Genomic DNA, 21,944 nt, shown 5'->3' on the forward strand with positions numbered 1-21,944 from the left:
TAACCTAAAAACCGGTTAAAAGCACCGGGGGTGTTTCGCTGCCTATATTTAATTTGTGGGGGAAGTTAATTATTTTCTGCTAAACCATCATTCGCTGTGGAAATGGGAATACTATGGTTTTGATGGGGGCTATGGGTTAAACAGTGGCCGCGGGCGCAGGCAAATTTGGAAACTATTTACATCAAGAGTTGGAAATTATTTTCTTTCCCCTTTTTTTCTGGTGAGCACAAAATACAACACATAAAACCAGCTGAAAATGCCGTGGACCACAGCCCATAACACCGATTTGTTTCTTTCCCAGGAAGTGATTGCGGCAATGACACTTCCAAAGTTTATTCCATTATAAATTACCGTTCTTTTGGTGGCTGAGTCTATTTGATCCTGACTGTAAGTTTCATAGGCTACAAACAGCACTACAATAAAAGTGAGGTAAAATTTCTTCATATTTTAATTTTATTGTCTTTTTAAAACCAGCTTTACTCCTTTTCTATTTTCCCAGTACTTTGATCATATCCTTTGCAAAGGGATTGTCCGGATTCAGGCTTAAACTCTCATTAAAAAACTTCAATGCCAAATCCTTATTTCCCGTTACCATATATCCTTCTGCCAAACTCTGTAATGCTTTAGCTGTATTTGGATGCACAAACACATTCATCAGGAAAATTTGCATCGCCATATCCGGCTTGTTGTTATAAAGATGATCCAGCCCCTCACTTCTCATGATAAATTCTATAAGGTCCTGATCTTCATTTTTTCCCTGATATGCTTCCTTGGCTTTTTCCAATCCCGAATCCTGTAGGGTACGTATAATAAAGTTGGTAAAATTCCGGTTGGTCTCATTATCGGCCCCCGGGATTGCAGGAGTGTAATCTGCATTAAAGATCATCTGCGAAATTTCCTCATTCAGGTCATCAAAATTTGGGTGAGATTGGTTTGTGAGCATGATAAGGGTTACCCCTTCATCTATAAACCTCCGGAAATCTGCATACACAATATTATTGCCCCCATTATGCCACAGCCTGGTGGTACCCCGGTTTGTTTGATATACATCCCAGCCATATGCATAATAGGATGCTTCGGTTTCATCGGTCCTTAATTTTGGATGATAGAATTTATGTATTGCTTCCGGAGACAAAATCGATCCTGTTGTTAAAGCTGTATGCCATTTGTAAAGGTCGCCGGTGGTGGAAAGAATTCCGCCATTGCCCCGCAAATGCCAGTAGGGCGCTGTCTGGTCCCATTCCATATTTGTGGGTTTTCCCCATTCCCTGCCATCCCGGTAGTAGCCCACCGCTATGAGTTCAGGGTCAAAACCCGGTCTCGTATAACCGGTCATTTGCATTGCTGAAGGTTCCCAAAGGTTTTCATATAGATAAGTTTCATAGGATTGACCCGAGACTTTTTCAATGATCATAGCCAATAAACTATAGCCAATGTTGGAATAGGAAAAACCGGAACCTACGTTAAACCTTAATTTTGAAGATAAGACTTTATGTAAAAATTCCTCTTTGCTAATCTTTTCATAGTCCTTACCAATATTACTAATAAGGCCCGATTGATGGCGCAGCAAATCGTGAAGAGTGATCATTTCTTTGTCTGCCGGAATACTGTCAAAATACTTTGAGATCTTATCCTCTGTTGAAAGTTTCCCCTGCATTTCTAATTTCAGAACAGCCGCCGCAGTAAATTGCTTGGTGATAGAGCCAATGTCGAAAATGGTATTCGGGGAATTTTTGAGTTGTTGTTCTTTGTTGCTGAAGCCAAAGCCTTTGGAAATCACTTCTCCATTGAGATTGACTAATACAGCCCCGTTAAAAGCGATTTTCTCAAGATCTGAAAGATAGGTGTTAATTCGCCGGATAGTCTCTTCTTCGTTTGTGGATTGCCCGTAAGAACCGGATGCGAATAAAACCAGGGTAAAAAAGCTTATTAAAATTTGTCTCATTTTTAAATGAATTATTTCACAATTGCCCTGAAAGGCTTTCCCCGTTGGATTCATTTCCAACCCTTTGGTAATCACATCGAACTTACGTTATATATTATTAATACCCCCAATAAAAATGCAAAAGGAGCGATAAGCCGAAAATAAAACGGCTTTAGTATAGCTGCGCTTTTCATAGAAAATTGATGGTGTAGTTTGCGGGGCACCAGGTAAAGAATGAGAGAAGTTACAAGCATTATCCAACCAAAAATTTTAAACGCCTCAGGAAATTTAGAGGTTTCGGCGCATACTATTAGTGCAACTGCCGGTATTATTCTTATGGTTATTTCCGCATAATTTATAAAATTGGTGCTCCCCGCTTTTCTTAATATACTCCTTGCTTTGCCGGGACTAATAAGCATTATAAATCCGCATAAAATGATAAAAGACCCAAAGAAAATCACAATCCATCTGGCGATTTCTAACAGCATATTTTAAGGGAGTTTTTAATTCTTCAGGATCAAATCCAACAGTTATTCCCGGCCCTGTTTTTCTATTGCCTGATGAAACAAATATGGCTTTCTAATATACGAGGCGAATATGGTCGACATTAGAATAAGCATTACAATTTCAGAGGGTTTTCCTTTATACATATGGATTAAAACAATGAAGGTCATATACAAAACCAGCATTGATGTTCCAATCAGTATTGTTTTGTTATATAAGAAAAGAGCTACTCCAATTAAAATAAAAACTCCTGCTGTAATCATTACTGCACTACTTTCTACGATTTTTCCGGTTTGGTCGTGATTAATTAATTTATCCAAAGCATTAGGGATATAGAAAAGTGTTATCACCAGGGAAGGTAACCATATTAATATTCTGCTTAAGATTTTATCTTTTCCGGTTTTTGTTTCAGACATAATTTTATTTGTGTGCGGTTAGTTTTAAATGTTTTCCAACACGCATATTAATGCAATTTTCTATTTTTCCCTTTTGATCCTAAACCCTAATAATCATAGTACCAGTTAAAGATATCTGTCCTTAAACCTATATTCAGCCAGAGTGTGTTTTGGTTAAAGGTATTTGCGGTGTTTAGCTGAGGGTCGAAATTGCGGTAGATCATTCCCGCGAACAGCTTCAGGTTGGTTACGGGGTTAACAATATAACCCGCTTCAACTTCAGTAAAAATGGAGGTAGTGGTATTTCCCTGTCCTATTCTCACTCCTGTTTCAAAGGCCCTTTCGCGCTCGCTCCTGTAAATATTTCCGCCGTAATAGGCATTATCTTCTAAAGTATTAAAATCATACCCCCGCTCCCCAATTACAAGTTTGGCACTTCCCAGCCATCGATCCTTCCGGTACCTGGCAATGGCCACCACTTCCCTGAAATTGGCACCCCAGAGATGCGCCATAGACTGGTTGTTGTGCCCGTAGTTCAAAACTATGGAATTATGGGAATATGTGTATGGCCGCACCTGGTTGTATTCTGCCTGCAAATAAAGATCCGGCACATTAAAGGCATTGAAATATTTCATCCCCAGCTGAAAACCGAGTTTATTCTTCCAGCTGCCTTCCCCGCCAAACACATCGCCGGAGGAAAACTCATCTATTACCCATTGCCCGTAGGCGTTGAGGCTGTTATTGATCTTATATTTTCCCGTAAGCCCCATAATGGCATTCCCACCCCGGGCGCCGGTTGAGAATTCTATGGAGCGGTAAAAGATCACAGGATTGAGGTAGTTTACATCAAACCCACGCCCGTTATCATTTTGCCATACTACAGATTCAAACAAACCAAGGTTGAAACGTTTAGTGAGGTTGAGGCTAAGGTAATGCGTAGCCATATATTTGGTGCGGTAAGAACCCTCTGCCGCCACTTCTTCCCTTACATCCCGAAGGGACATCCAGGTATTGGTATATTTAAGTTTCCAGAAACTGGTATTGAGCTTTAAATAAGGATGCGGGCTGGCATTGTCACTCATAAGCAGCGAACGATAACCGTCTCCAATAAAGTTATTGCCGTGGCCAAATTGAATATCAAAAAATTCGGCAGGACTGTAGGACAAATAACCTTCAGCCACCGGGTAATCATATCCATTGTCCATAAAATCCTTGGCTATTCCCCTTCCCGGCACAATGGCCACCCCACTGCCCATGAAGGGGCTAATGCTTTCAGCAAACTGGTTGTAATAATCGGCAAACCGCGCCTGGCTTTCAAATACTACGGTATAGAAATTAAAGTTCTTACCCAGGCCTCCCTGGAAAACTGCGCCCCGGGTATTGTTATAGGTGAAATCAAAATCGCTTTGAAAGTCCTTTCCCAATTGCAGGTCCAGAATAAGGTCTCCCGTAAACCAGTAATTTTCTCCCTGGAACTGCACCAGGTGTTCGTTCCACAGTTTACGGCCTAACCAGGAATTCGCAGGTTTTTCCAATCTGGCATTTTCACCATCAAAATCGTAATAAGGAGAAACGTCACTAAACAGGAAAGGTTTGGATGCGGTATGGGAATTGGTCCCTATCTGATTCATTTGGGCATCAAAACGGCTGTATCTTTCGTGAGACAATGGAATATTCAGGTTGCTTTGCGCCTGCCGGTTATAAAAGGGTTTAGACTTTACATCGTCATATTCTTCCAGGATCCCGGGTTTTGCGGGTACGGAATCTATTTTAACCACGGGGGTTTCATCCACGCCAGGAATCCTGTTGGGTTCCGGAAAATTTTGGTCTAACGGAATGCGAACCGGCATCCTGAACTGAGCATAGGTAGGCTTACCGTTATAGGTAGGTGGCTGCACTACCGGCAGGGCTGCAAAAACCCGCAGCATTTCCTCTTTTAATTCGGGGTAAATAGCATCTACATACAGGACTTTAAACTGCCCTGCCTTGTCAACCTCGAACAGCACCAACATTTCTCCCCGGTAATTTTCTTCGGTCACTTTGGGTGGAAGTACAAAATTTTCGAGCACCAGACTGCGCAGGGTATTATTAAAACATTGCTTCTCTTCCTGAAAGCCGGATGCTGCGCAGTCAGGGAAAAGCGGATAGGTTTCTAATACGTTATCATTTGTTTGGGACATCCCGGAAAAGGGAAGAAAAATAAAGAGGAGGAATCCAAAATATTTCATAGAGGGAATAGAAGTCTAACCGGGTTCTTATAGCCGAAAGATACCAAATTTTTTATTTCACAGCAGGCAATGGCCGGAAAAGAAAATTCCCGGACTGCAGGGCAATCCGGGAATATATAATATTCTTATTTTTTAGCTTAATCCTGAACCTGGAATACGATAGGAAGGGAATAACTTACCCCAACCGCTTTACCTCGTTGTTTACCAGGCTGCATTTTAGGAAGCATATTAATTACTCTCGCAGCTTCCTGCTCAAGTCTTGGGTGCGGTGCACGGGCACGCACATCTGTAATAGCTCCTGTTTTGTCAATTTTGAAGACCACGATCACACGGTTTACACCGGTAAGACCCAACTGGCTCCCAAGATCTGTATTAAACCTACGGGTTACAAAATCCTGAACTTTTTCACTCATACATTTTTTACGGGCCTCATTGTTGGTCATACTTTCACAACCAGGGAAAATTGGCACGTTTTCAATAACAGCAAACGGAACATCTGCAATTTCTTCTTCTACAGGTGCTTCAACCACTTCCCTTACTTCAATGATCTCATCCTGGGTGGTTTCTGTAGACTCAATAACATCCTCTTCAACCTCTTCTTCATCTTCTACAACCTCAATGATCTCCGGTGCCGGTGGTGGTGGCGGTGGGGGTGGAGGCGTGTTAAGTATTTCGGTGATCGGGATTTCCTCATCGTCAAGGTCGTCCAGATTTAACTGTCCCGTATCTATAGCATCTCTATCATAGGTTTTCCATTCAATGGCTTGCCATGTAATAAAAAGTACTAGGATAAGACCCAACTGCAGGAAGAGCACACTTCGTTTGGTTAAATCGGCTTTTGGATTTTTCTTGGGTTCCATAATTCGTTAATGATTAATAAAGGTTGCTAATGTAAAAATATTTTTCATAAAAATGAACTTATCTGGCGTTTTACATGGTTAAGAAAATTCCTGAAGAGAATAAAAAATCCCAATGCGATCATCACACCAATAGTATTTGCCACAATATCAGCCCAATCGGGTTCCCTGTAAGTGGTAAGAGCTCCCTGTAAAACCTCAATTAATATACCAAATATCACTACAAGCACAGAAACTTTAACAAATCCCTTCCTGAAATTATAAGGTTCCTGCTTTTTTATGAAAAGATAGAAGAACCAGCAAAAGGCCAGCCCAAAATATGCACCTGCATGCATCATCTTATCTGTAGGATTAAAACTTCCCACAGAGATCTTGCCCAATTGAACAAGGGACAAGGTAGTAATTAACAGGGTATAGCCAATGGCTATGATCAATATGATTCTAGCCGCCAATAATATCTTTATAGTCTGAAGCGCTTAAAAGATCGGCTACCTGATCCTTATCTGATATCCTGATCTTTACCATCCAGCCGTCTCCGTAAGGATCTGAATTTACTTTTTCAGGCGTGTCCTCAAGGCTTTCATTGAACTCAATGATCTCTCCTGAAAGAGGGGAAAAAAGGTCGGACACTGTTTTAACTGCTTCCACAGTTCCAAAAACCTCTTCTTTCTCAAGGGTTTCTCCAACTGTTTCTACCTCAACATATACTATATCACCTAATTCACCCTGGGCAAAATCTGTAACTCCTACTGTAGCGATATCGCCTTCAATTCTCACCCATTCGTGATCTTTGGTGTATTTTAATTCTTGCGGAACATTCATAAGATTGGTTTTTTATAGAGACAAAGTTAATTTTTTATTGGGTTTGCTACAACTGCATTGATTTAATTTCCAAAATTATATCTCAGGGTAACCCCGGATCGAATAGTGGTTTGGGGAAACGCCGTTGACACGGCATATTCTGAGAAAGTATGGTCATAATATATCAATGCTGTAAGGTTTTTTGACAGGGCATAATCTGCCGTGAAATTTATAGCCCAAAGGTCCTGCCCTGCTATTACCTGGCTGTTCTCAAGATCGAGGTACCTTATAATATTTATATTCTTGCGGTAGGCAAAATCGGCCTTAAAATTAAGGTCGCTGCTCAGGATCCTTTGCCTGCCCGCAATGTTGGTGGTGATCCTAAGATCGGGGATCCTGTAACCCAGCCCCAGCACATATTCATTTCCTTTAACCTCGGTCAAAAGATTATTGTCAAAGCTCAGGGAAAGGGCACGGTCTTTTTTAATTTCGGCAAGAACCCTGATGGCATTTGTAGTTTCCAGATCTACCCGAATTAGCGGGCTAAACAATTCGGTTAAATTGATATTTGAAAATAACAGCCTGGTCTTGAAATTATTTGCCTGATTGAATTCATATGGGTTCAGGGGATCAAAATCAAGATTGCTCTGGTATTGGTTAATGGTGTATCCGGACCTGTAGCCGTGGTTAAGGGAGAACCTTCTGAAGTTCTTTTTAAACCAGTCCAGCCTCATTAAACCGGTATATTTTATATCCCAGTTAGGAAGCGGCATATCGCGGAATGCCCCCATCTTAACGCCCGATGCGCTGGTACCGGTGTACGCCGAAAGGAAAGCGGCAATAAGCACTGCCTGGCTGGACCTGCCATAGCCAATAGGATAACCTTCGGCATCTGTGTTATTGGGGTCAAAACCATTTTCAGCAGCCAGCCTGCGGGCAATTTCGATCCTGTTATCGCGGAAGGTCTCAAAGGTCTCAGAAAAAGCCGCGTTGCTTGAAGCAAAGGCCGTTCTTAACATGATCGTTGAGATGGTGAAATTTCCGAAAGTGTAAGGATTCAGGGATTGATAATCCAAACTCCCCGGGTTAACCCTGTAATTCTCTGAATAGGTTTCAGAATAGATCCTGTTTGCATTCAGGTCTATAGTCATATCTGGGATAAGCATTAAAGAAGCCTGCATATCCAGTTGCTGATTCTTAACCGCGGTGTATTGCTGATTGAATTCCTGAAAAAGTGTTAACCAGCCCCGGCGCGCTGCCAGTTGCCGTACATCTTCCTGAAGCCCGAAGGTGAATCCTGTAGTTGGCCGCAGCGTTCCCATAAATCCAATACTTGGTGTATAGCCCGGCAAAAATATCCCTTCATTTTGCCTGTAGGTCACCTGTAATCTCTGGATAGCGGTTGCAAGGCCTATAAAGGTGTTATAGGTTTTATCTGCTGAACTAAGCGCAGGTTCCTGGGCAGGTTTTTGAGCCCCGTTGGGGGTTAGGGTTGGAACGGCGGCGCTTCTTTGCTGTACGGTGGTGGGGGTGGCCTTTCTGGGCACCAATCCCAAATATTTATACAGGGTTTGCATGTCCATATTCGCATTCACCTGGTGGATCCTTGCGTTTTGAACAGAGTTTCCAAGGTCCGGGATCCCTTCCAGGGTTTTAAATACTTCAGAGCCCCTTTGCCATTGGAAATCTCCCGTATAGGAATACGTGGTTTTTACAAACCTCAACACCGGGATCTTACTAAAAGGCAGCTCATAATTTAACTGCAGGGTCTGGAAATGCTGATTGGGATCTCCAATCTCAAAGAAATCATCCCATATACCGATAGTATTATCGGCTATATTATTCTCATCTATATAATTTCTCACCAGGCGGTTATTACTGGCATTGAAACTGAACTGCAAAGATTTGGTCAAATTGTAATTAACGCGGTATTGCCATTCAAACATAAAATTGCGCTGGTACAAGGTTGGGATCCCTATGTCGTTCTCACTTAACGAGATCTCCCGGAATTTCTGTTCATTGTACTGCCTGAAAATATTGGAATTCAAAGTAATGTTTGTGGGCAGCGGATTAAAATTAAAATCCTTCACCAGGGCATAATACTCGCTGCTGTCCAGCACTGCGATATTTTTAAACGGCTCTATGACCTTTGGTGCAAAACTATAATCATAGGTTGCTCCCACCCTTACATTCTGGCTAAGCGCTTCCTCTATTTCAAAATCCCGGTGATCTACCTGGTTATAGGAACCGGTAAAAGCAAAATTTTCAATATCATAAGGCATAGGTTTACGATCACCAGTGCGGTCCTTGCGCAACCCAATTACATTCACACTCTGGCGTTTGGTGTAAATTTGTGATTGTTCTTTTACCCTGTCCCTTTCAACCGGATCTTCAATGGCATCCAGCCTGTTTTCCAGTTCAAGATCCAGGAATTCCTGGTCGAATTTCGGGGTAATAAGTTCTTCTCCCCTGCTGTAGTTGAAGGGCACCTGTACTCCCCAGGTGGCAGGCAGAAGCTGACCCATATTGATATTTGTAACCACATCATACTGCTGGTGGTCTTCCCTGCTGCGCTGGTTTGGCCCCTGCTCCAGGTTCCCAAAGCCTATGGTGCTTTTTCGTCCCGTAGCCGAAACCGAAGCAAAATCGGCAATATTGGCATCCATATTAAGGATAGCTGCCCAGCCGCCTTCATTATCAAGTTCAGAAAGCCTGAGTTCGTTGAACCATACTTCACCACAAATATCGGCCGCGCTGTTCAGGGAACTGCCGTTCTTAAGGCCCAGCATTAAAAGCCTGATATTTCCAAAACTTGGATTTCCTTTTATCCCTATGCGCAAACGTCCAATTTCATAAGGATCCTCGGCATTGGCAGGATTTAGGTCTTCATCAAAATAATTGATCTCTGTAGACCTTAAAGATGGGTCTCCTAAAACTGCGGTTTTCACGCGTTGTAATACCTCCAGAGGCAACAACAACCTGTTGGATGCAGGCCAGACCTCATCGGCTGTTGCGGCACCAAACGAAGTAGCGGTAAGCGGGATCTCTATTTGATAGTAATTATCGGTAAAATCTGTTCCCATTCTTATAAAGGCAACCAGCTGCCCGTCTTTCAGGGCGATCTCATTAACAAGGGATTCCGCGTGCAGGAACATTTCAAGGTTTTTGTACTGCCGCATATCTACCTGGAAATTCTTGTAAACCGCGCGGGAATCCTGAGGCTCCAGTCCGCACACCCTTAGGGATAGCGATTGCTCATTTTGCCTTATGTTGGTATTGTTATTAAATAGCTCTTCTCTTACCACTCCCGGAGGCAGTACATAGGGAACGGGCTGGCGGTTTTCATTTTCTTCAATATTAACCGCAGATACCTCGAATAATGTTCCCTCATTATTAACCGGCTGTCTTGGGGTGGCAGGATTTAAGCTCCTGTTGTACCGGCGGTAATCGCCACGCACCAGTTCCATGGTCCCAAACCTAAGAATTGTGCTTTCCTGGAAATCATTTAGGAACATCCTCATAAAACGAATAGACCTGAAATCGGCTATTCCTCCCTTACTATTTGTGGGTTCAAATATTGGCACCTTGAACTGCACCCATCTCACGGGAATTTCCTGCCCGTTTGGAAGCGGGGCGTTCACTTCCTTTACATCGGTTATATACCGGTTGTTATCTATATTCATCCCGGGAAACAGCTTAATATCATATTCAAAATAGCTGTCTATGGTATTCATAGTATTGTCCCGGTTAAGGTCCTCTGTGGTGGGTAGCGTGGAATTTCCCCTGTTGGTATTGCCTACCTCGGGTGGTGAGTTGCCGTCTATCCCGTTGTAATTTTTATATCTTTCAACCACATTCCCCGTTCGGTTCAGGAAATATTCATAATTATCGCCGGAAGGATCTGGCAGATTGGAAAAATTCGGGAATTGTAGGGCTTCTTCAGCATCACCTAATCCGTCATATCCCACATCCTGGTTTCGGCGTGCTTCCCCGTCACTGTCAAATGCATAGATAAGCGACTGGTTTGCAGGAACCCTTCCGAAGGGAGTGCTCACCGTATTTAATGAACTGCCGTCTACTGGCAATCCGTTCTCATATTGTTTTCGCCCGTCCTTTAGAACATCTTCAGAAATATTTCCCAGGTTAAAGGTGATGGTACCGCCATTATTGTTCGCGTTTTCGGGATATATGAACGGGTCCATAAGCCAGAATTCTATGAACTCCACGTTGGATTGTTCAAAATTGGTAGAATTGATAGCCCGCGACATTCCCCCAAAATTCTGGCGGGGGTTAGGAAGATTATTGCCTCCTGCAGCGGCAGGATTAAAATTGTAAGGCCCGCGTTCTCCCGGGAAGTAGGCAACATCCATGGTATAGATCACCTGGGGTTGCCCCTGGATCACATCGGTATTTGGAAATATCTCATTGAGAAAAACACGTCTCGAGGCATAGCCTGAAAGGTCTGCTTCTGAAATTCCATCTGGCCTGCGGCTGCTGTAAAAGATAGGATCTATGGTGTACCAGGAAAGTTTTGCACGCTTGTAACCGGAGGCAAGATCTCCGTTGGCGAGCTCTCCCCCAAAACCAAGAGGCGCGCTGGATAATTCCCATCCCAATGGATTGTTTACAGATATGGTGGTTTGCGAAGCTTCAAAATCGTCAATATATGTGGTGGCCTTCTGGTCAAAATCGTTCACATTGGGCGCGCCGGGTTGCAAATACGCAAATTCCCCCCGTACCGAAAAATTGGAAACCACATCTGTATCTATATTCGGCAACCTGTTTACCAGGCGGGTAAGAAATGGCACCTCTTTATTGTAAATAGCATTAAGGCCGTAAATGGAATTGTTTACCGGCTCATAACCATAATTCGCCTTTTGGGTAAGCGGCCTCTCTTTTAAACTAAGGAAGGTACCCCCTACAAGGAAATTTTCATTGAACATGTGTTCAACAGCGACCCCCATGAATCTTTTGGCCTGCTGACCAAAAAGGGCATTATTTTCAGTAGAAACCTGGATAGGAATATTGGAAGCAAGCAGGGCATCATCAATGATCTGCACCCTACCCATCTGGTAATTTACCACATAATCTACCCCTTCCTGAAGCACACGGCCCCCGGCTGTAACTGTTACCGATCCCTGCGGAAGGTTAAACCCAATGGGGATCCCTTCAACCTGGCTGGATTTATACCTTCCTTTAAGCTGAAATTTATTCTTATCGGCATCCTCCTGCTCGGCCTGTATCTTGGTGGTGCGGTAAAGGGAGCGGAAAACATATTTTTCCTGATTGGCATTATAGGTTTCAGGAAGGTTATAATTTTCAGGCCCGCTGTTCGGGGTGTTATCAAGCTTTTCAAAAAGGTGTTTTCCAAAAGGTTCTACGGTGGTAAAGATCACAAGCCCGTTCTGCGGATCTATGGTAATTCCCGGTACATAATCAAAGAAACCGTCACCCCCCACAACGGGGTCATTGGTAAAATTCAACCGGTCCAGATTAAATACCCGCAGCAGCGTGGTCTCTGCAACATCTTGGGGCAGCGGGACGTTGGCACCTTCTACAGGGGTAATATAGTTCAGGGGCTGCGGATCTGTATAAAGAATATTCAGCCGGAAATCATCCCTTTCCAGCTGAAATGCCCCCAGCGCATAAATATTTTTCATCATGAGGTCCCAGATGGGTTCGTTCACATTGGTGACCGTACTCTTCAATAATTTCACCACCAGGTTCTGGTTCACCCTTACCCCGTCTCCATTCCCGGAGGTAATATTCGCATCTACCCCGTCATTGGCAAATTCTCCCACCTGGTAGACCTGCCCGTTTATGGTATATTGATAGGCAACTGCAAGCACCTCATCATTGCTCAACCGTTGATTAAGGGAAATATAACCCAGCCTTGTATTAAGCGTATATTCATTTGGCCGTAACTGCCGTGCATTTTCAAGTTTCGCGTAGTCTATGCCTTCTGCGACTGTGAGCCCGCCAAAACCGCTTTGCACGGTAGAAATATCACGAATTGCGGGGGTAAGAATAGATTCGGCTGCGCCTGTAATCCCAAAGGGGTTCAGGTCATTATTGGCATTATCAGGATAGGCTGAAGGGGGCCTGTTAAAGAACCCGCCGGGAACATTTTCAAGGCCTATGTTACCGGGAATGTTGGTTTCCCCCAGATCCTGAATACCTACAATATTACGGGTATCATTTAAATTCTGAATATTATTGGTGCGGTTTGTAACCCAAACCTGAATGCGCTGTATTTGCACATTGGAATTTATGAAAGGATAGTTTTCCAGGGCTTCATCATACTTATCCCTGAAGTAATGCGCCAGGAAAAAGTGGCGGTCCTGGTCATAATCTATGGCAAAACGTTCAAACTCCTCGATGGTTGCACCGCCTTCAACGTTTACGGTGCGACGTTCAGATTTTTGTTCAGAAAAAACCCCGGTGATACGCGTTTTCCCAAACTGCAGCTCTGTCTTGAAACCAAAAAGGCTTTGTGCCCCCTGTATCAACGCACTGTTCAGTGGCATATTTACGTTCCCGATCTCTATTTTTTGAACAATATCATCCTCTGTGGGCGTATAGGCCAACCTTAGCTGGTTTTGAAAATCAAATGTAGATTCGGTGTCATAATTGGCAAGCACCTGTAACCTTGTTCCCACCTGGCCCAGCAGGCTAAGTTGTATGCGCTGGTCAAAATCAAAGGTAAGATTGCTTCGGTTTCGCGGGGAAAAAGCGGGATTGTCCTGCTTTGTGTACAATAAACCAAGATCCATGGCAACACTTCCCTGGGGAACCACTTCAATTTCCTGCCCTCCGAATATACTTTCAAAAAAACCGGAATTCACATAATAGCTGGGCAAAAGGTCTTGTTGTACTTCCGGGTCTCCTTCCCTGTTGCCGGCAATAGCATTATTTTTTAAACGGAAATAATTCCTTATTTCTTCTTCAAGAACAAGTTGCTGGTATTCTTCAGGGGTTAAAACAAGGGGAACGGTGAGGTCATACCTGCCTAAACGCTGGGTGTAGATGTAGCGATCAAGGATAGGATCATATTCATAGGCTGAAATTATACTGCCGGGATTTGGCAAGGTAAGGGTGCCCGTAGCATAACCCGTACGGGTAGTGTCCTGAGCGGTGACCGGATCCTGTGCAAATAAATTTGATGAGAAAACAGTTAACCATAAAAAACAAAAGACAAAATACCGAAACAATTTCAAGTAATAATTCCTCAATGGTAATAAAATGAAATTATAAATTCTTTAAAGCCAGCTTGATAATAGTTTCCACGGTAGGGTCTGTGGTTTGCTTCAGGATCTTCTCTACAACTTTCTCTGCCGGTTTGCGTGCAAAACCTAAAGTCTCTAATGCTGATAACGCTTCTTCCTTATTTGTATTGTTTTGAGAAGTAAAAACTTCCCCTTCCCCAAATACTTTCAATACCTTGTCTTTGAGCTCTAAAATTACGCGTTGAGCAGTTTTGGCTCCTATCCCTTTTATCCGTTGTACGGTTGCGGCATCACCACTCGCAATGGCTTCCATAATATTTTTAGGTTCAATAGAGGAAAGCATAGTACGGGCGGTACTTGCTCCCACGCCGGAGACCGATATCAATAAACGAAAAAGATCTCTTTCAGATTTTTCCCTAAAACCAAAAAGGCTGTGGGAATCCTCTTTTACCTGTAAATGTGTGTATAGTTCAATTGCCTCGCCCGCATCATTGAGCAAAGAAAAAGTATGGAGGGAGATATGAACCATATACCCCACACCGTTGCAATCTATAACAACGTAGGTGGGGTTTATTTCAACCATTCTCCCTTTCAAATGATAAATCATAGGTGTTTTGAAAGTTAGTACTCAAATGTACTAAAATTAACCAAAGTCCCAAGGCCTTAGTTTTAACGGAAAAACCTTATTTTTTAACCTGTCCCGCCCGTTTTTCTTTTTCCTGTGCATCTATTACTGCCACTGCAGACATGTTTACCATTTCTTCCACACTGGCCCCTAATTGAAAGATGTGAACCGGCCGCTTCATTCCCATTAAAATGGGGCCAATAGAGTCAGATTTATTCAACTCCTTTAATAACTTATAAGTTCCATTGGCAGCTTCCAGGTTGGGATAAATAAGGGTGTTCACCTTTTTACCTACCAATTTGGAGAAGGGGAATTTGCTTTGTAACATCTCATTGTTCAGGGCAAAATCTATTTGCAGCTCCCCGTCTACTTTAAGATCTGGCGAAGCCTTATGCAATAAGCCTACAGCTTCCTTCACTTTTTTAGCGTTTGGATGTTTTGAGGATCCAAAATTGGCGTAGGAGATCATTCCTATTACAGGTTCCAATCCAAAAAGCCTAACGGTTCTTGCTGTCATAAGCGCAATTTTGGCCAGATCTTTCGCGGAAGGATCAATATTTATGGAAGTATCACTTATAAAAAGCGGACCTCTTTTGGTGTTCATTAAATTGGTGGCGGCAATCCTGTCTATACCTTTTGCCATTCCTATTAATTCCAGCATAGGTTTTACCACGGTAGGATAAGCCCTGGAGTACCCGGATAACAAAGCATCTGCATCACCTTCATTTACCATCATAGCTCCAAAGTAATTGCGTTCCCGCATTAATTTTTCAGCATCAAATTTGGTGATTCCATTTCTTGCACGGGTTTGCCAGTATGCATCTACATAAATATTCCTTTTTGCAGTTTCATCTTTAGACTGAGGGTCTATAATGGTAGCCTTGGAAGGATCAAAATCTATCTCCCGCATTAATTCAAGAATGAGCTTCCTGTTACCAAGCAGAATAGGGATCCCGATTCCTTCTTCCTGAACAATCTGTGCGGCTTTAAGCACATCAAGATGATCTGCTTCAGCATACACAATTCGCTTGGGATCTGTCTTGGCACGGTTCATTAAGAGGCGGGAGATCTTATTGTCATTTCCCATTCTTTCCATAAGTTCCTCTTCATAACGGGCCCAGTCTGTAATAGGATAGCGGGCCACCCCGCTTTCCATGGCAGCACGGGCTACCGCTGGAGGGACCCGGGAGATAAGCCTGGGGTCAAAAGGTTTGGGAATAATATATTCGGGGCCAAACTGAAGTTTGGTTTCTCCATAGGCGATATTCACCTGCTCCGGCACCGGATCTTTGGCAAGCTTGGCAAGGGCTTTAACGGCTGCCATTTTCATTTCTTCATTGATCTTTGTAGCCCTTACATCCAGTGCACCCCTGAAAATAAAGGGAAATCCAAGCACGTTGTTCACCTGGTTGGGATGATCACTTCGCCCGGTAGCCATAATAATGTCTTTACGGGCAGAAACGGCAAGATTATACTCAATTTCAGGATCGGGATTGGCCATTGCAAAAACAATTGGCCTCTTGGCCATGCTTTTGATCATGGGCACATCTACAATATCTTTAATAGATAACCCCACGAAAACATCGGCATCCTTCATTGCTTCCTGAAGCGTATCTATTTTTCTTTTGGTGGCAAATTCCAGCTTTTCAACCGAAAGGTTTGACCTGTCTGCCCGGATAACCCCTTTGCTGTCCAGCATCACGATATTCTCGGCTTTGGCACCAAAAGCCTTGTACAATTTGGTACAGGATACGGCTGCCGCACCGGCACCGCTAATCACTATTTTTACTTTATCTATTCTTTTCTTTGCGAGCTCAAGCGCATTAAGTAAAGCAGCTGCCGATATGATGGCTGTACCATGTTGATCGTCATGCATTACCGGAATATCCAGCTCTTCCTTTAACCTTCTTTCAATCTCAAAAGCCTCGGGAGCTTTAATATCTTCCAGGTTAATACCTCCAAACGTGGGAGCAATATTCTTTACGGTGGCTATAAAGGCATCAATATCCTTGGTATCTACTTCAATATCAAAAACATCAATATCTGCGAAGATCTTGAAAAGCAAACCCTTGCCTTCCATCACAGGTTTTGAAGCTTCAGGCCCAATATCTCCCAGTCCCAGCACTGCTGTACCGTTGGAGATCACAGCAACAAGGTTCCCCTTTGCTGTATATTTATAGGCGTTATCTTTATCTTTCTGAATTTCAAGACAGGGAGCCGCTACTCCCGGGGAATAAGCCAGGGCAAGATCCCTTTGGGTGGAATATTTTTTTGTTGGAACAACTTCAATTTTTCCCGGTTTTGGTTTCGCGTGATATATAAGGGCTTCCCGTCTTTTACTGTCTTTACTCATGAAATAGATAATTTGGCTAGTACACAAAGGTAATAAGCTTCCATGGGAAACAATAAAAAAAACAAGAAACTATTAATGCCCGGGTTATTTTTTTCAATTAAAACAGAAAGATTATATTTATTAAAATTACATTAGAAATGAAAATAAAATTCCTCCTGCTGTCTCTCTGCCTTTTTATCTGTTCCAACCTTCAGGCACAAACCGAAACCTACACCCTCACTGAAGTAGATAATGCACCGGTAATTGGAGATTGTGAGGAAGAAGATCCTAAAGTGTGTTTTGAAAACAACCTGAAGACCCATATTTCCACAACAATGAAGGTAGTAAATTTAAATAGCGGCATTGGCACGAAGGCCTATGCACAATTTGAGATCTCTGAGACCGGTAAAGTGGAAAATATACAGGTACGATCTTATGATAAAAAGCTTACCAAAGAGACCGAAAGGATCCTTAAAAAACTTAAAATAAAGGAGGCAGCCACAAAAAATGGTAAAAAGGTAAAAATGAGGCATACCGTACCTGTAAGCTTTAATTTGATTGTATTTTAGCAGCCCAATAAATAGCCGGCTTCAGGTAATTAATCCTCCAGGAATTTAATATTCCTTTTGAGGCCTTCAAACTTAGTGCGCTTTACCGCAGATCTTTTAAAGATCTCATTAAAAGTTTCCTTCGTGATTTCCTGCCATTCCTTTTTATCCATTTCCAACAGTTTCGGGTGAGGATCAAACAATGGCTCGTTATGAGATTTTGAAAATTTGTTCCAGGGGCATACATCCTGGCAAATATCACAACCAAACATCCAGTCTTCAAACTTACCTCCTACATTGGGTGGGATCTCGTCCTTTAATTCTATGGTAAAGTAAGAAATGCATTTGCTGCCATCAACCTTATAGGGCTCAATAATGGCCTGGGTTGGGCAGGCATCTATACAGGCGGTACAACTCCCGCAATGATCTGTAACCGGGCTGTCATATACCAGGTCCAGGTCTACTATTAATTCCGCAATGAAATAAAAGGAGCCTACCTGTTTGGTAAGCAGGTTTGAATTTTTCCCAATCCAACCCAGTCCGCTTTTGGCAGCCCAGGCCTTGTCCAAAACAGGTGCCGAATCTACAAAAGCCCGGCCCTCAATCTCCCCTATTTCGGTGCGCATATAGTTGAGCAGGTCTTTGAGCTTATCCTTAATTACAAAATGATAATCTGTACCGTAAGCGTATTTGCTCAGCTTAAAGGAATCCTGGCGTTGGAGTTGATGCGGATAATAATTTAAGAGCAGGGAGATCACACTTTTTGACCCTTCAACCAGTTTTGTGGGATCCAGGCGTTTATCAAAGTGATTTTCCATATAATGCATCTCCCCATGCATGCCCTTTTTCAGGTAATTTTCCAGGCGGGGCGCTTCGGCTTCAAGGAAACCGGCCTTCGAAATTCCACAGGACATAAAGCCCAGCCGCCTGGCTTCAGCTTTGATAAGTTGGGAATATTTATAAGCCGGGTTCATATTGTTCTACTTCTGAAAATGCCGTGTCCTGTTTGGAAAATGTTGCGCCCGAAAATACGATTATTATTGAGGAACATAAAACAAAGCTTTTCAGAAGAAATGGGGAAACTTCCGAAAAAAAAGTTTCGGAAACACTTCATTCGGTACAATGGAGAATTAAAACATGTGCCTCATATTAAGCCTTACCGGTTTCCGGGTTTATCATTGCATGGAGTTCCCTGATGGAATTTGCCGGAAAACCGCCTTTTTTGGCATGTTCTGCTATGGTTTCCTTACTGTCGGCCTTGTAAATGCAAAATATCTTCTCGTCGGTCACATAGCTTTCAAGCCATTCGATCCTTTCCTCTCCCATTTCATCCAGAACGTTGTTGGAAGTTTGAGAAATGTTTTTCAATTCTTCAGCCGAAAGTTGTCCGGCATTTGGGATTTCGCGTTCAATAACATAGGTTTTCATAGATGAAATATTTAAAGTGGTTAAATAATTATTATTGCACGACGCTAAGTTGAGAAATGAGGCATATTGAGCATTAAAAATGTTTTGAACTTTAAAATTACGACATATATGAAGACAATGTTCAAATAAAAACCCTTATTTACTATTCTGAAGGACAAATACTTACCCGCCAACACCCCAGTGAATTTGAAAGCCTGAAATCCCTGTGAAAATTCTGAATCTTAAAAAAAGTCCTGCACCAATTATCCATGGCTTTTCATGGTGGAAAACGTCAAAATTGCCTTTTCGGGTTTTAATGTAATAAGAGGTTTGATTTTTATTGGGATGGAGGGCGCGGTGATCTCAAACCGGTCTACAAGTTCACCAATTGCCAGGATCATTTCATACATCGCAAAATTATTGCCTATGCACATACGGGGGCCGGCACCAAAAGGAAAATAGGCAGAGGCATATTTCTTAGGATCTTCAAACCTTTCGGGTTTGAAAACTTCGGGATCATCCCAAAAATCCTTGTGGCGGTGAATTTCATACATGGAGAACAGGAGACTGGTGCCTTTGGGAATTATCATTCCCTTCCATTCATCCTCTTCAATATTTACCCGGTCTATGAAATAAGCGGGCGGATATAATCTCATAGATTCCTCTATTGCCATTTTGGTATAAGGACAGGCTGTTATAATTTCCTGAATGGAAACAGAGGTGCTTTTTGCATAATTTATTTCCTGCGCTATCTTTTGTTGCGCTTCAGGATGCCTTGCCAGTAATTGTGCTGTAAAGGTTAGAGAATTGGAGGTGGTCTCATGCCCGGCGGTAAAAAGGATAAGGATCTCATCTATGAGCTGCTCTGCCTCCATTGCACTGCCATTATCATATCTAGCGTCCAGCAACATATCCAACAGGTCGTTTTCCCTTTTCCCCGATTTTTTCCTTCGGTCAACAATTTCACCGAGTAAATCGCGGGCTTCCCGGGTAAGGCCTATGTGCTTTTGTACATTTTTCTTTCGAAGGAACCAGCTGTTCAAATAGGGTTGCCGCAATTCCTTCACCAGCATTTTTTGAGCTGCCTCGGTAATAAACTGAAGGCGTTTTATTTCCTTTTCCCCCACCGCACTGCTGAAGAGGGATTTTACTACCGTTTGAAACGCCAGGTTATTGAAAATTGGAAATATGTCGATGGGCTTTCCGGTTTCAATTTTGTTTAATTCAGCCTTAATAGCGGCATCAATACTCCCCAGAATAAGCAGTAATTGTTTCTTATGAAAGGCCGGCTGAATTAATTTTCGCTGTTTTTTCCAGTGCTCCCCATCTGAAGTAAGCAATCCTTTGCCCAGGTATTTTGCCATATCCCGGGTTTGAATGGTGGTTTTTGTAAAGTTCTTATGGTTTTTTTGAAGGGCATATTGAACAAAACCGGGATCGCGGGAAAAGACCACGGGGTCGCCATTTCCAATATTTAGACGGAAGCTATCCCCCAACCGCTCAAAGTTTTCCCGGTGAAAGGACAGGGGATTTTTTAAGATCCTAAGCGCGTTGGTGTAAAACTTTAATAAGGGAACCGTGGGTATGTGTATCTTCTCCATGATCATGTTCATTTACATGCCCAAATTTTAAGCTGGGCAGGCATAAGGAAAATATGTGATTTTCCTGAAATTAAAAGAGGCCTCCCTGATTATTCCCTTTTATTCTTCCCAGGTGCCGGTAAGCAAGCTCGGTCACTTCCCGCCCACGGGGGGTGCGATAAATAAATCCCTGCTGGATCAAAAAGGGTTCATACACCTCCTCAATAGTTTCGGCATTTTCACTAACAGCAGTGGCCAGGGTAGACAAGCCTACAGGACCTCCCTTAAATTTATCTATAATAGTTGTAAGGATCTTATTGTCCATTTCATCCAGGCCATGTGCATCCACATTCAGGGCTTTAAGGCTGTAACGGGCAATTTCCATGTCAATATTTCCAGTACCTTTTATTTGTGCAAAATCGCGTACGCGGCGTAGCAGCGCATTTGCAATACGCGGTGTTCCCCTGCTCCTCCCGGCAATTTCAATGGCTGCATCAAGGGAGATAGGAACTTTTAAGATCTCCGCACTCCTTTCAATGATGCCTGAAAGAAGTTCTGTGGTGTAATACTGCAACCTGCTAGAGATCCCAAAACGGGCCCTCATAGGCGCAGTAAGCAATCCCGAACGGGTGGTGGCACCTATCAGGGTAAAGGGGTTTAGATTGATCTGGACGGTACGGGCATTGGGCCCTGACTCGATCATAATATCGATCTTGTAATCCTCCATAGCCGAATAAAGATATTCCTCTACAATAGGACTCAAACGGTGAATTTCATCAATAAACAGCACATCCCGCTCTTCAAGGTTGGTAAGCAATCCCGCCAGGTCCCCGGGTTTGTCAATCACGGGCCCGGAGGTAACTTTAATTCCCACCTGTAACTCATTGGCAAGAATATGGGCAAGGGTGGTTTTCCCCAGTCCCGGAGGACCGTGAAACAAGGTATGATCCAGGGCCTCACCTCTAAGGTTGGCCGCTTTAACAAAAACCTTGAGATTTTCCAGCACCTGGTCCTGTCCTGCAAAATCATCAAAGGAAAGGGGGCGCAAGGCTCTTTCTATATCCAGTTCTTCTGAAGAAAAATTCTCACCGGTGGGATCCAGGTTATCGTTCATATACAATTTCAGCTAAATAATAAGGCGGTCTTTGAACAGCCCTTCAGCAAAGATAAAGAAAAGGAAGTAAGGTTTAAGGAAAGGGAGGAGAATCCCTATTCTGGGATTAAGAATCTAGAGTCTAGAGTCTAGACTCTAGACCTTTTTTTCCGATTGCCTGATTGCCGGCAGGAATATTATTTAGGCGGGAATTAACACAAGAAATGCCCGCACCCATTTTCCATATGCTGTACCTAAAGGCACAGGGATGAATATTCTGGATATTTTTCTACCGATAGGTTGTCCCTACGGGACAATATTTTAGATTCTGGATTCAAGAGTCTGGAGTCTGGACTCCTACCTCAAGATTTCAGGTTCCAGGTTCCAGGTTCCAGGTTCCATAAAAAAAGCCTCTTCGATTGAA

General features: G+C 43.0%; 15 protein-coding genes. 1 reads left to right on the forward strand and 14 read right to left on the reverse strand.

All coding sequences use genetic code 11. From position 1 onward, the window contains the following. Positions 1-195: 195 nt before the first annotated feature. The 10 genes from FK178_RS10295 to FK178_RS10345 form a co-directional block, all read right to left on the reverse strand. Positions 196-444, reverse strand: a complete 249-nt coding sequence (locus tag FK178_RS10295; protein ID WP_146834509.1) for a hypothetical protein — start codon at positions 442-444, stop codon at positions 196-198. Positions 445-487: 43 nt separating this feature from the next. After that, positions 488-1,945 (reverse strand): serine hydrolase, encoded by a 1,458-nt coding sequence (locus tag FK178_RS10300; protein ID WP_168194585.1) that lies wholly within the window; start codon positions 1,943-1,945, stop codon positions 488-490. A gap of 509 nt (positions 1,946-2,454) precedes the next feature. After that, on the reverse strand, positions 2,455-2,844 hold the full coding sequence (locus FK178_RS10310) for a hypothetical protein (RefSeq protein ID WP_146834518.1): 390 nt from the start codon (positions 2,842-2,844) through the stop codon (positions 2,455-2,457). An 86-nt stretch (positions 2,845-2,930) separates the two neighbouring features. Next, positions 2,931-5,051 carry a gliding motility protein RemB gene (locus FK178_RS10315; protein ID WP_146834521.1) on the reverse strand — a complete coding sequence of 707 codons (2,121 nt, stop codon included), beginning with the start codon at positions 5,049-5,051 and terminating at the stop codon, positions 2,931-2,933. Positions 5,052-5,188: 137 nt separating this feature from the next. Further along, positions 5,189-5,911 (reverse strand): energy transducer TonB, encoded by a 723-nt coding sequence (locus FK178_RS10320; RefSeq protein ID WP_146834524.1) that lies wholly within the window; start codon positions 5,909-5,911, stop codon positions 5,189-5,191. 44 nt (positions 5,912-5,955) lie between these two features. Continuing rightward, positions 5,956-6,360 carry a VanZ family protein gene (locus FK178_RS10325; protein ID WP_240793815.1) on the reverse strand — a complete coding sequence of 135 codons (405 nt, stop codon included), beginning with the start codon at positions 6,358-6,360 and terminating at the stop codon, positions 5,956-5,958. Next, positions 6,350-6,730: a glycine cleavage system protein GcvH gene (gene gcvH / locus FK178_RS10330; protein ID WP_146834527.1), complete on the reverse strand. Its 381-nt coding sequence runs from the start codon at positions 6,728-6,730 to the stop codon at positions 6,350-6,352. Before gcvH ends, FK178_RS10325 begins: the two co-directional genes overlap by 11 nt. A gap of 62 nt (positions 6,731-6,792) precedes the next feature. After that, positions 6,793-13,941 carry a T9SS outer membrane translocon Sov/SprA gene (gene sov / locus FK178_RS10335; RefSeq protein ID WP_449371683.1) on the reverse strand — a complete coding sequence of 2,383 codons (7,149 nt, stop codon included), beginning with the start codon at positions 13,939-13,941 and terminating at the stop codon, positions 6,793-6,795. Between the two features lie 16 nt (positions 13,942-13,957). Continuing rightward, positions 13,958-14,542 carry a Holliday junction branch migration protein RuvA gene (gene ruvA, locus FK178_RS10340; protein ID WP_146834530.1) on the reverse strand — a complete coding sequence of 195 codons (585 nt, stop codon included), beginning with the start codon at positions 14,540-14,542 and terminating at the stop codon, positions 13,958-13,960. 76 nt (positions 14,543-14,618) lie between these two features. After that, positions 14,619-16,913 carry an NADP-dependent malic enzyme gene (locus FK178_RS10345; RefSeq protein WP_146834533.1) on the reverse strand — a complete coding sequence of 765 codons (2,295 nt, stop codon included), beginning with the start codon at positions 16,911-16,913 and terminating at the stop codon, positions 14,619-14,621. A 137-nt stretch (positions 16,914-17,050) separates the two neighbouring features. On the opposite strand from FK178_RS10345, the gene FK178_RS10350 reads away from it, so the two are divergent. Continuing rightward, entirely contained in the window at positions 17,051-17,461 is a 411-nt protein-coding gene (locus FK178_RS10350) for an energy transducer TonB (RefSeq protein WP_146834536.1), read from the forward strand. A gap of 29 nt (positions 17,462-17,490) precedes the next feature. On the opposite strand, the gene queG is transcribed toward FK178_RS10350, so the two are convergent. The 4 genes from queG to ruvB all read right to left on the reverse strand — a co-directional run bounded on the left by queG (position 17,491) and on the right by ruvB (position 21,541). Beyond that, positions 17,491-18,414 (reverse strand): tRNA epoxyqueuosine(34) reductase QueG, encoded by a 924-nt coding sequence (gene queG, locus FK178_RS10355; RefSeq protein ID WP_146834539.1) that lies wholly within the window; start codon positions 18,412-18,414, stop codon positions 17,491-17,493. A 175-nt stretch (positions 18,415-18,589) separates the two neighbouring features. Then, the gene (locus tag FK178_RS10360; RefSeq protein ID WP_146834542.1) at positions 18,590-18,868 is read right to left on the reverse strand and encodes a DUF4242 domain-containing protein; all 279 of its coding nucleotides are present in this window, start codon (positions 18,866-18,868) and stop codon (positions 18,590-18,592) included. A gap of 242 nt (positions 18,869-19,110) precedes the next feature. After that, positions 19,111-20,448 (reverse strand): cytochrome P450, encoded by a 1,338-nt coding sequence (locus FK178_RS10365; RefSeq protein WP_146834545.1) that lies wholly within the window; start codon positions 20,446-20,448, stop codon positions 19,111-19,113. 70 nt (positions 20,449-20,518) lie between these two features. Next, a complete protein-coding gene (ruvB, locus tag FK178_RS10370) occupies positions 20,519-21,541 on the reverse strand; it encodes a Holliday junction branch migration DNA helicase RuvB (protein ID WP_146834548.1) in 1,023 nt (340 codons plus the stop codon). Positions 21,542-21,944: the final 403 nt, after the last annotated feature.

It is taken from the genome of Antarcticibacterium arcticum, assembly GCF_007993795.1.
Lineage (GTDB): Bacteria > Bacteroidota > Bacteroidia > Flavobacteriales > Flavobacteriaceae > Gillisia > Gillisia arctica.

What these genes read in the sequence shown, in the direction of transcription:
- FK178_RS10295 (WP_146834509.1), bottom strand. Translation starts at nt 444, where the DNA reads ATGAAGAAATTTTACCTCACTTTTATTGTAGTGCTGTTTGTAGCCTAT.
- FK178_RS10350 (WP_146834536.1), top strand. Translation starts at nt 17,051, where the DNA reads ATGAAAATAAAATTCCTCCTGCTGTCTCTCTGCCTTTTTATCTGTTCC.
- FK178_RS10315 (WP_146834521.1), bottom strand. Translation starts at nt 5,051, where the DNA reads ATGAAATATTTTGGATTCCTCCTCTTTATTTTTCTTCCCTTTTCCGGG.
- gcvH (WP_146834527.1), bottom strand. Translation starts at nt 6,730, where the DNA reads ATGAATGTTCCGCAAGAATTAAAATACACCAAAGATCACGAATGGGTG.
- FK178_RS10365 (WP_146834545.1), bottom strand. Translation starts at nt 20,448, where the DNA reads ATGGAGAAGATACACATACCCACGGTTCCCTTATTAAAGTTTTACACC.
- FK178_RS10345 (WP_146834533.1), bottom strand. Translation starts at nt 16,913, where the DNA reads ATGAGTAAAGACAGTAAAAGACGGGAAGCCCTTATATATCACGCGAAA.
- ruvA (WP_146834530.1), bottom strand. Translation starts at nt 14,542, where the DNA reads ATGATTTATCATTTGAAAGGGAGAATGGTTGAAATAAACCCCACCTAC.
- queG (WP_146834539.1), bottom strand. Translation starts at nt 18,414, where the DNA reads ATGAACCCGGCTTATAAATATTCCCAACTTATCAAAGCTGAAGCCAGG.
- FK178_RS10310 (WP_146834518.1), bottom strand. Translation starts at nt 2,844, where the DNA reads ATGTCTGAAACAAAAACCGGAAAAGATAAAATCTTAAGCAGAATATTA.
- FK178_RS10300 (WP_168194585.1), bottom strand. Translation starts at nt 1,945, where the DNA reads ATGAGACAAATTTTAATAAGCTTTTTTACCCTGGTTTTATTCGCATCC.
- ruvB (WP_146834548.1), bottom strand. Translation starts at nt 21,541, where the DNA reads ATGAACGATAACCTGGATCCCACCGGTGAGAATTTTTCTTCAGAAGAA.
- FK178_RS10320 (WP_146834524.1), bottom strand. Translation starts at nt 5,911, where the DNA reads ATGGAACCCAAGAAAAATCCAAAAGCCGATTTAACCAAACGAAGTGTG.
- FK178_RS10360 (WP_146834542.1), bottom strand. Translation starts at nt 18,868, where the DNA reads ATGAAAACCTATGTTATTGAACGCGAAATCCCAAATGCCGGACAACTT.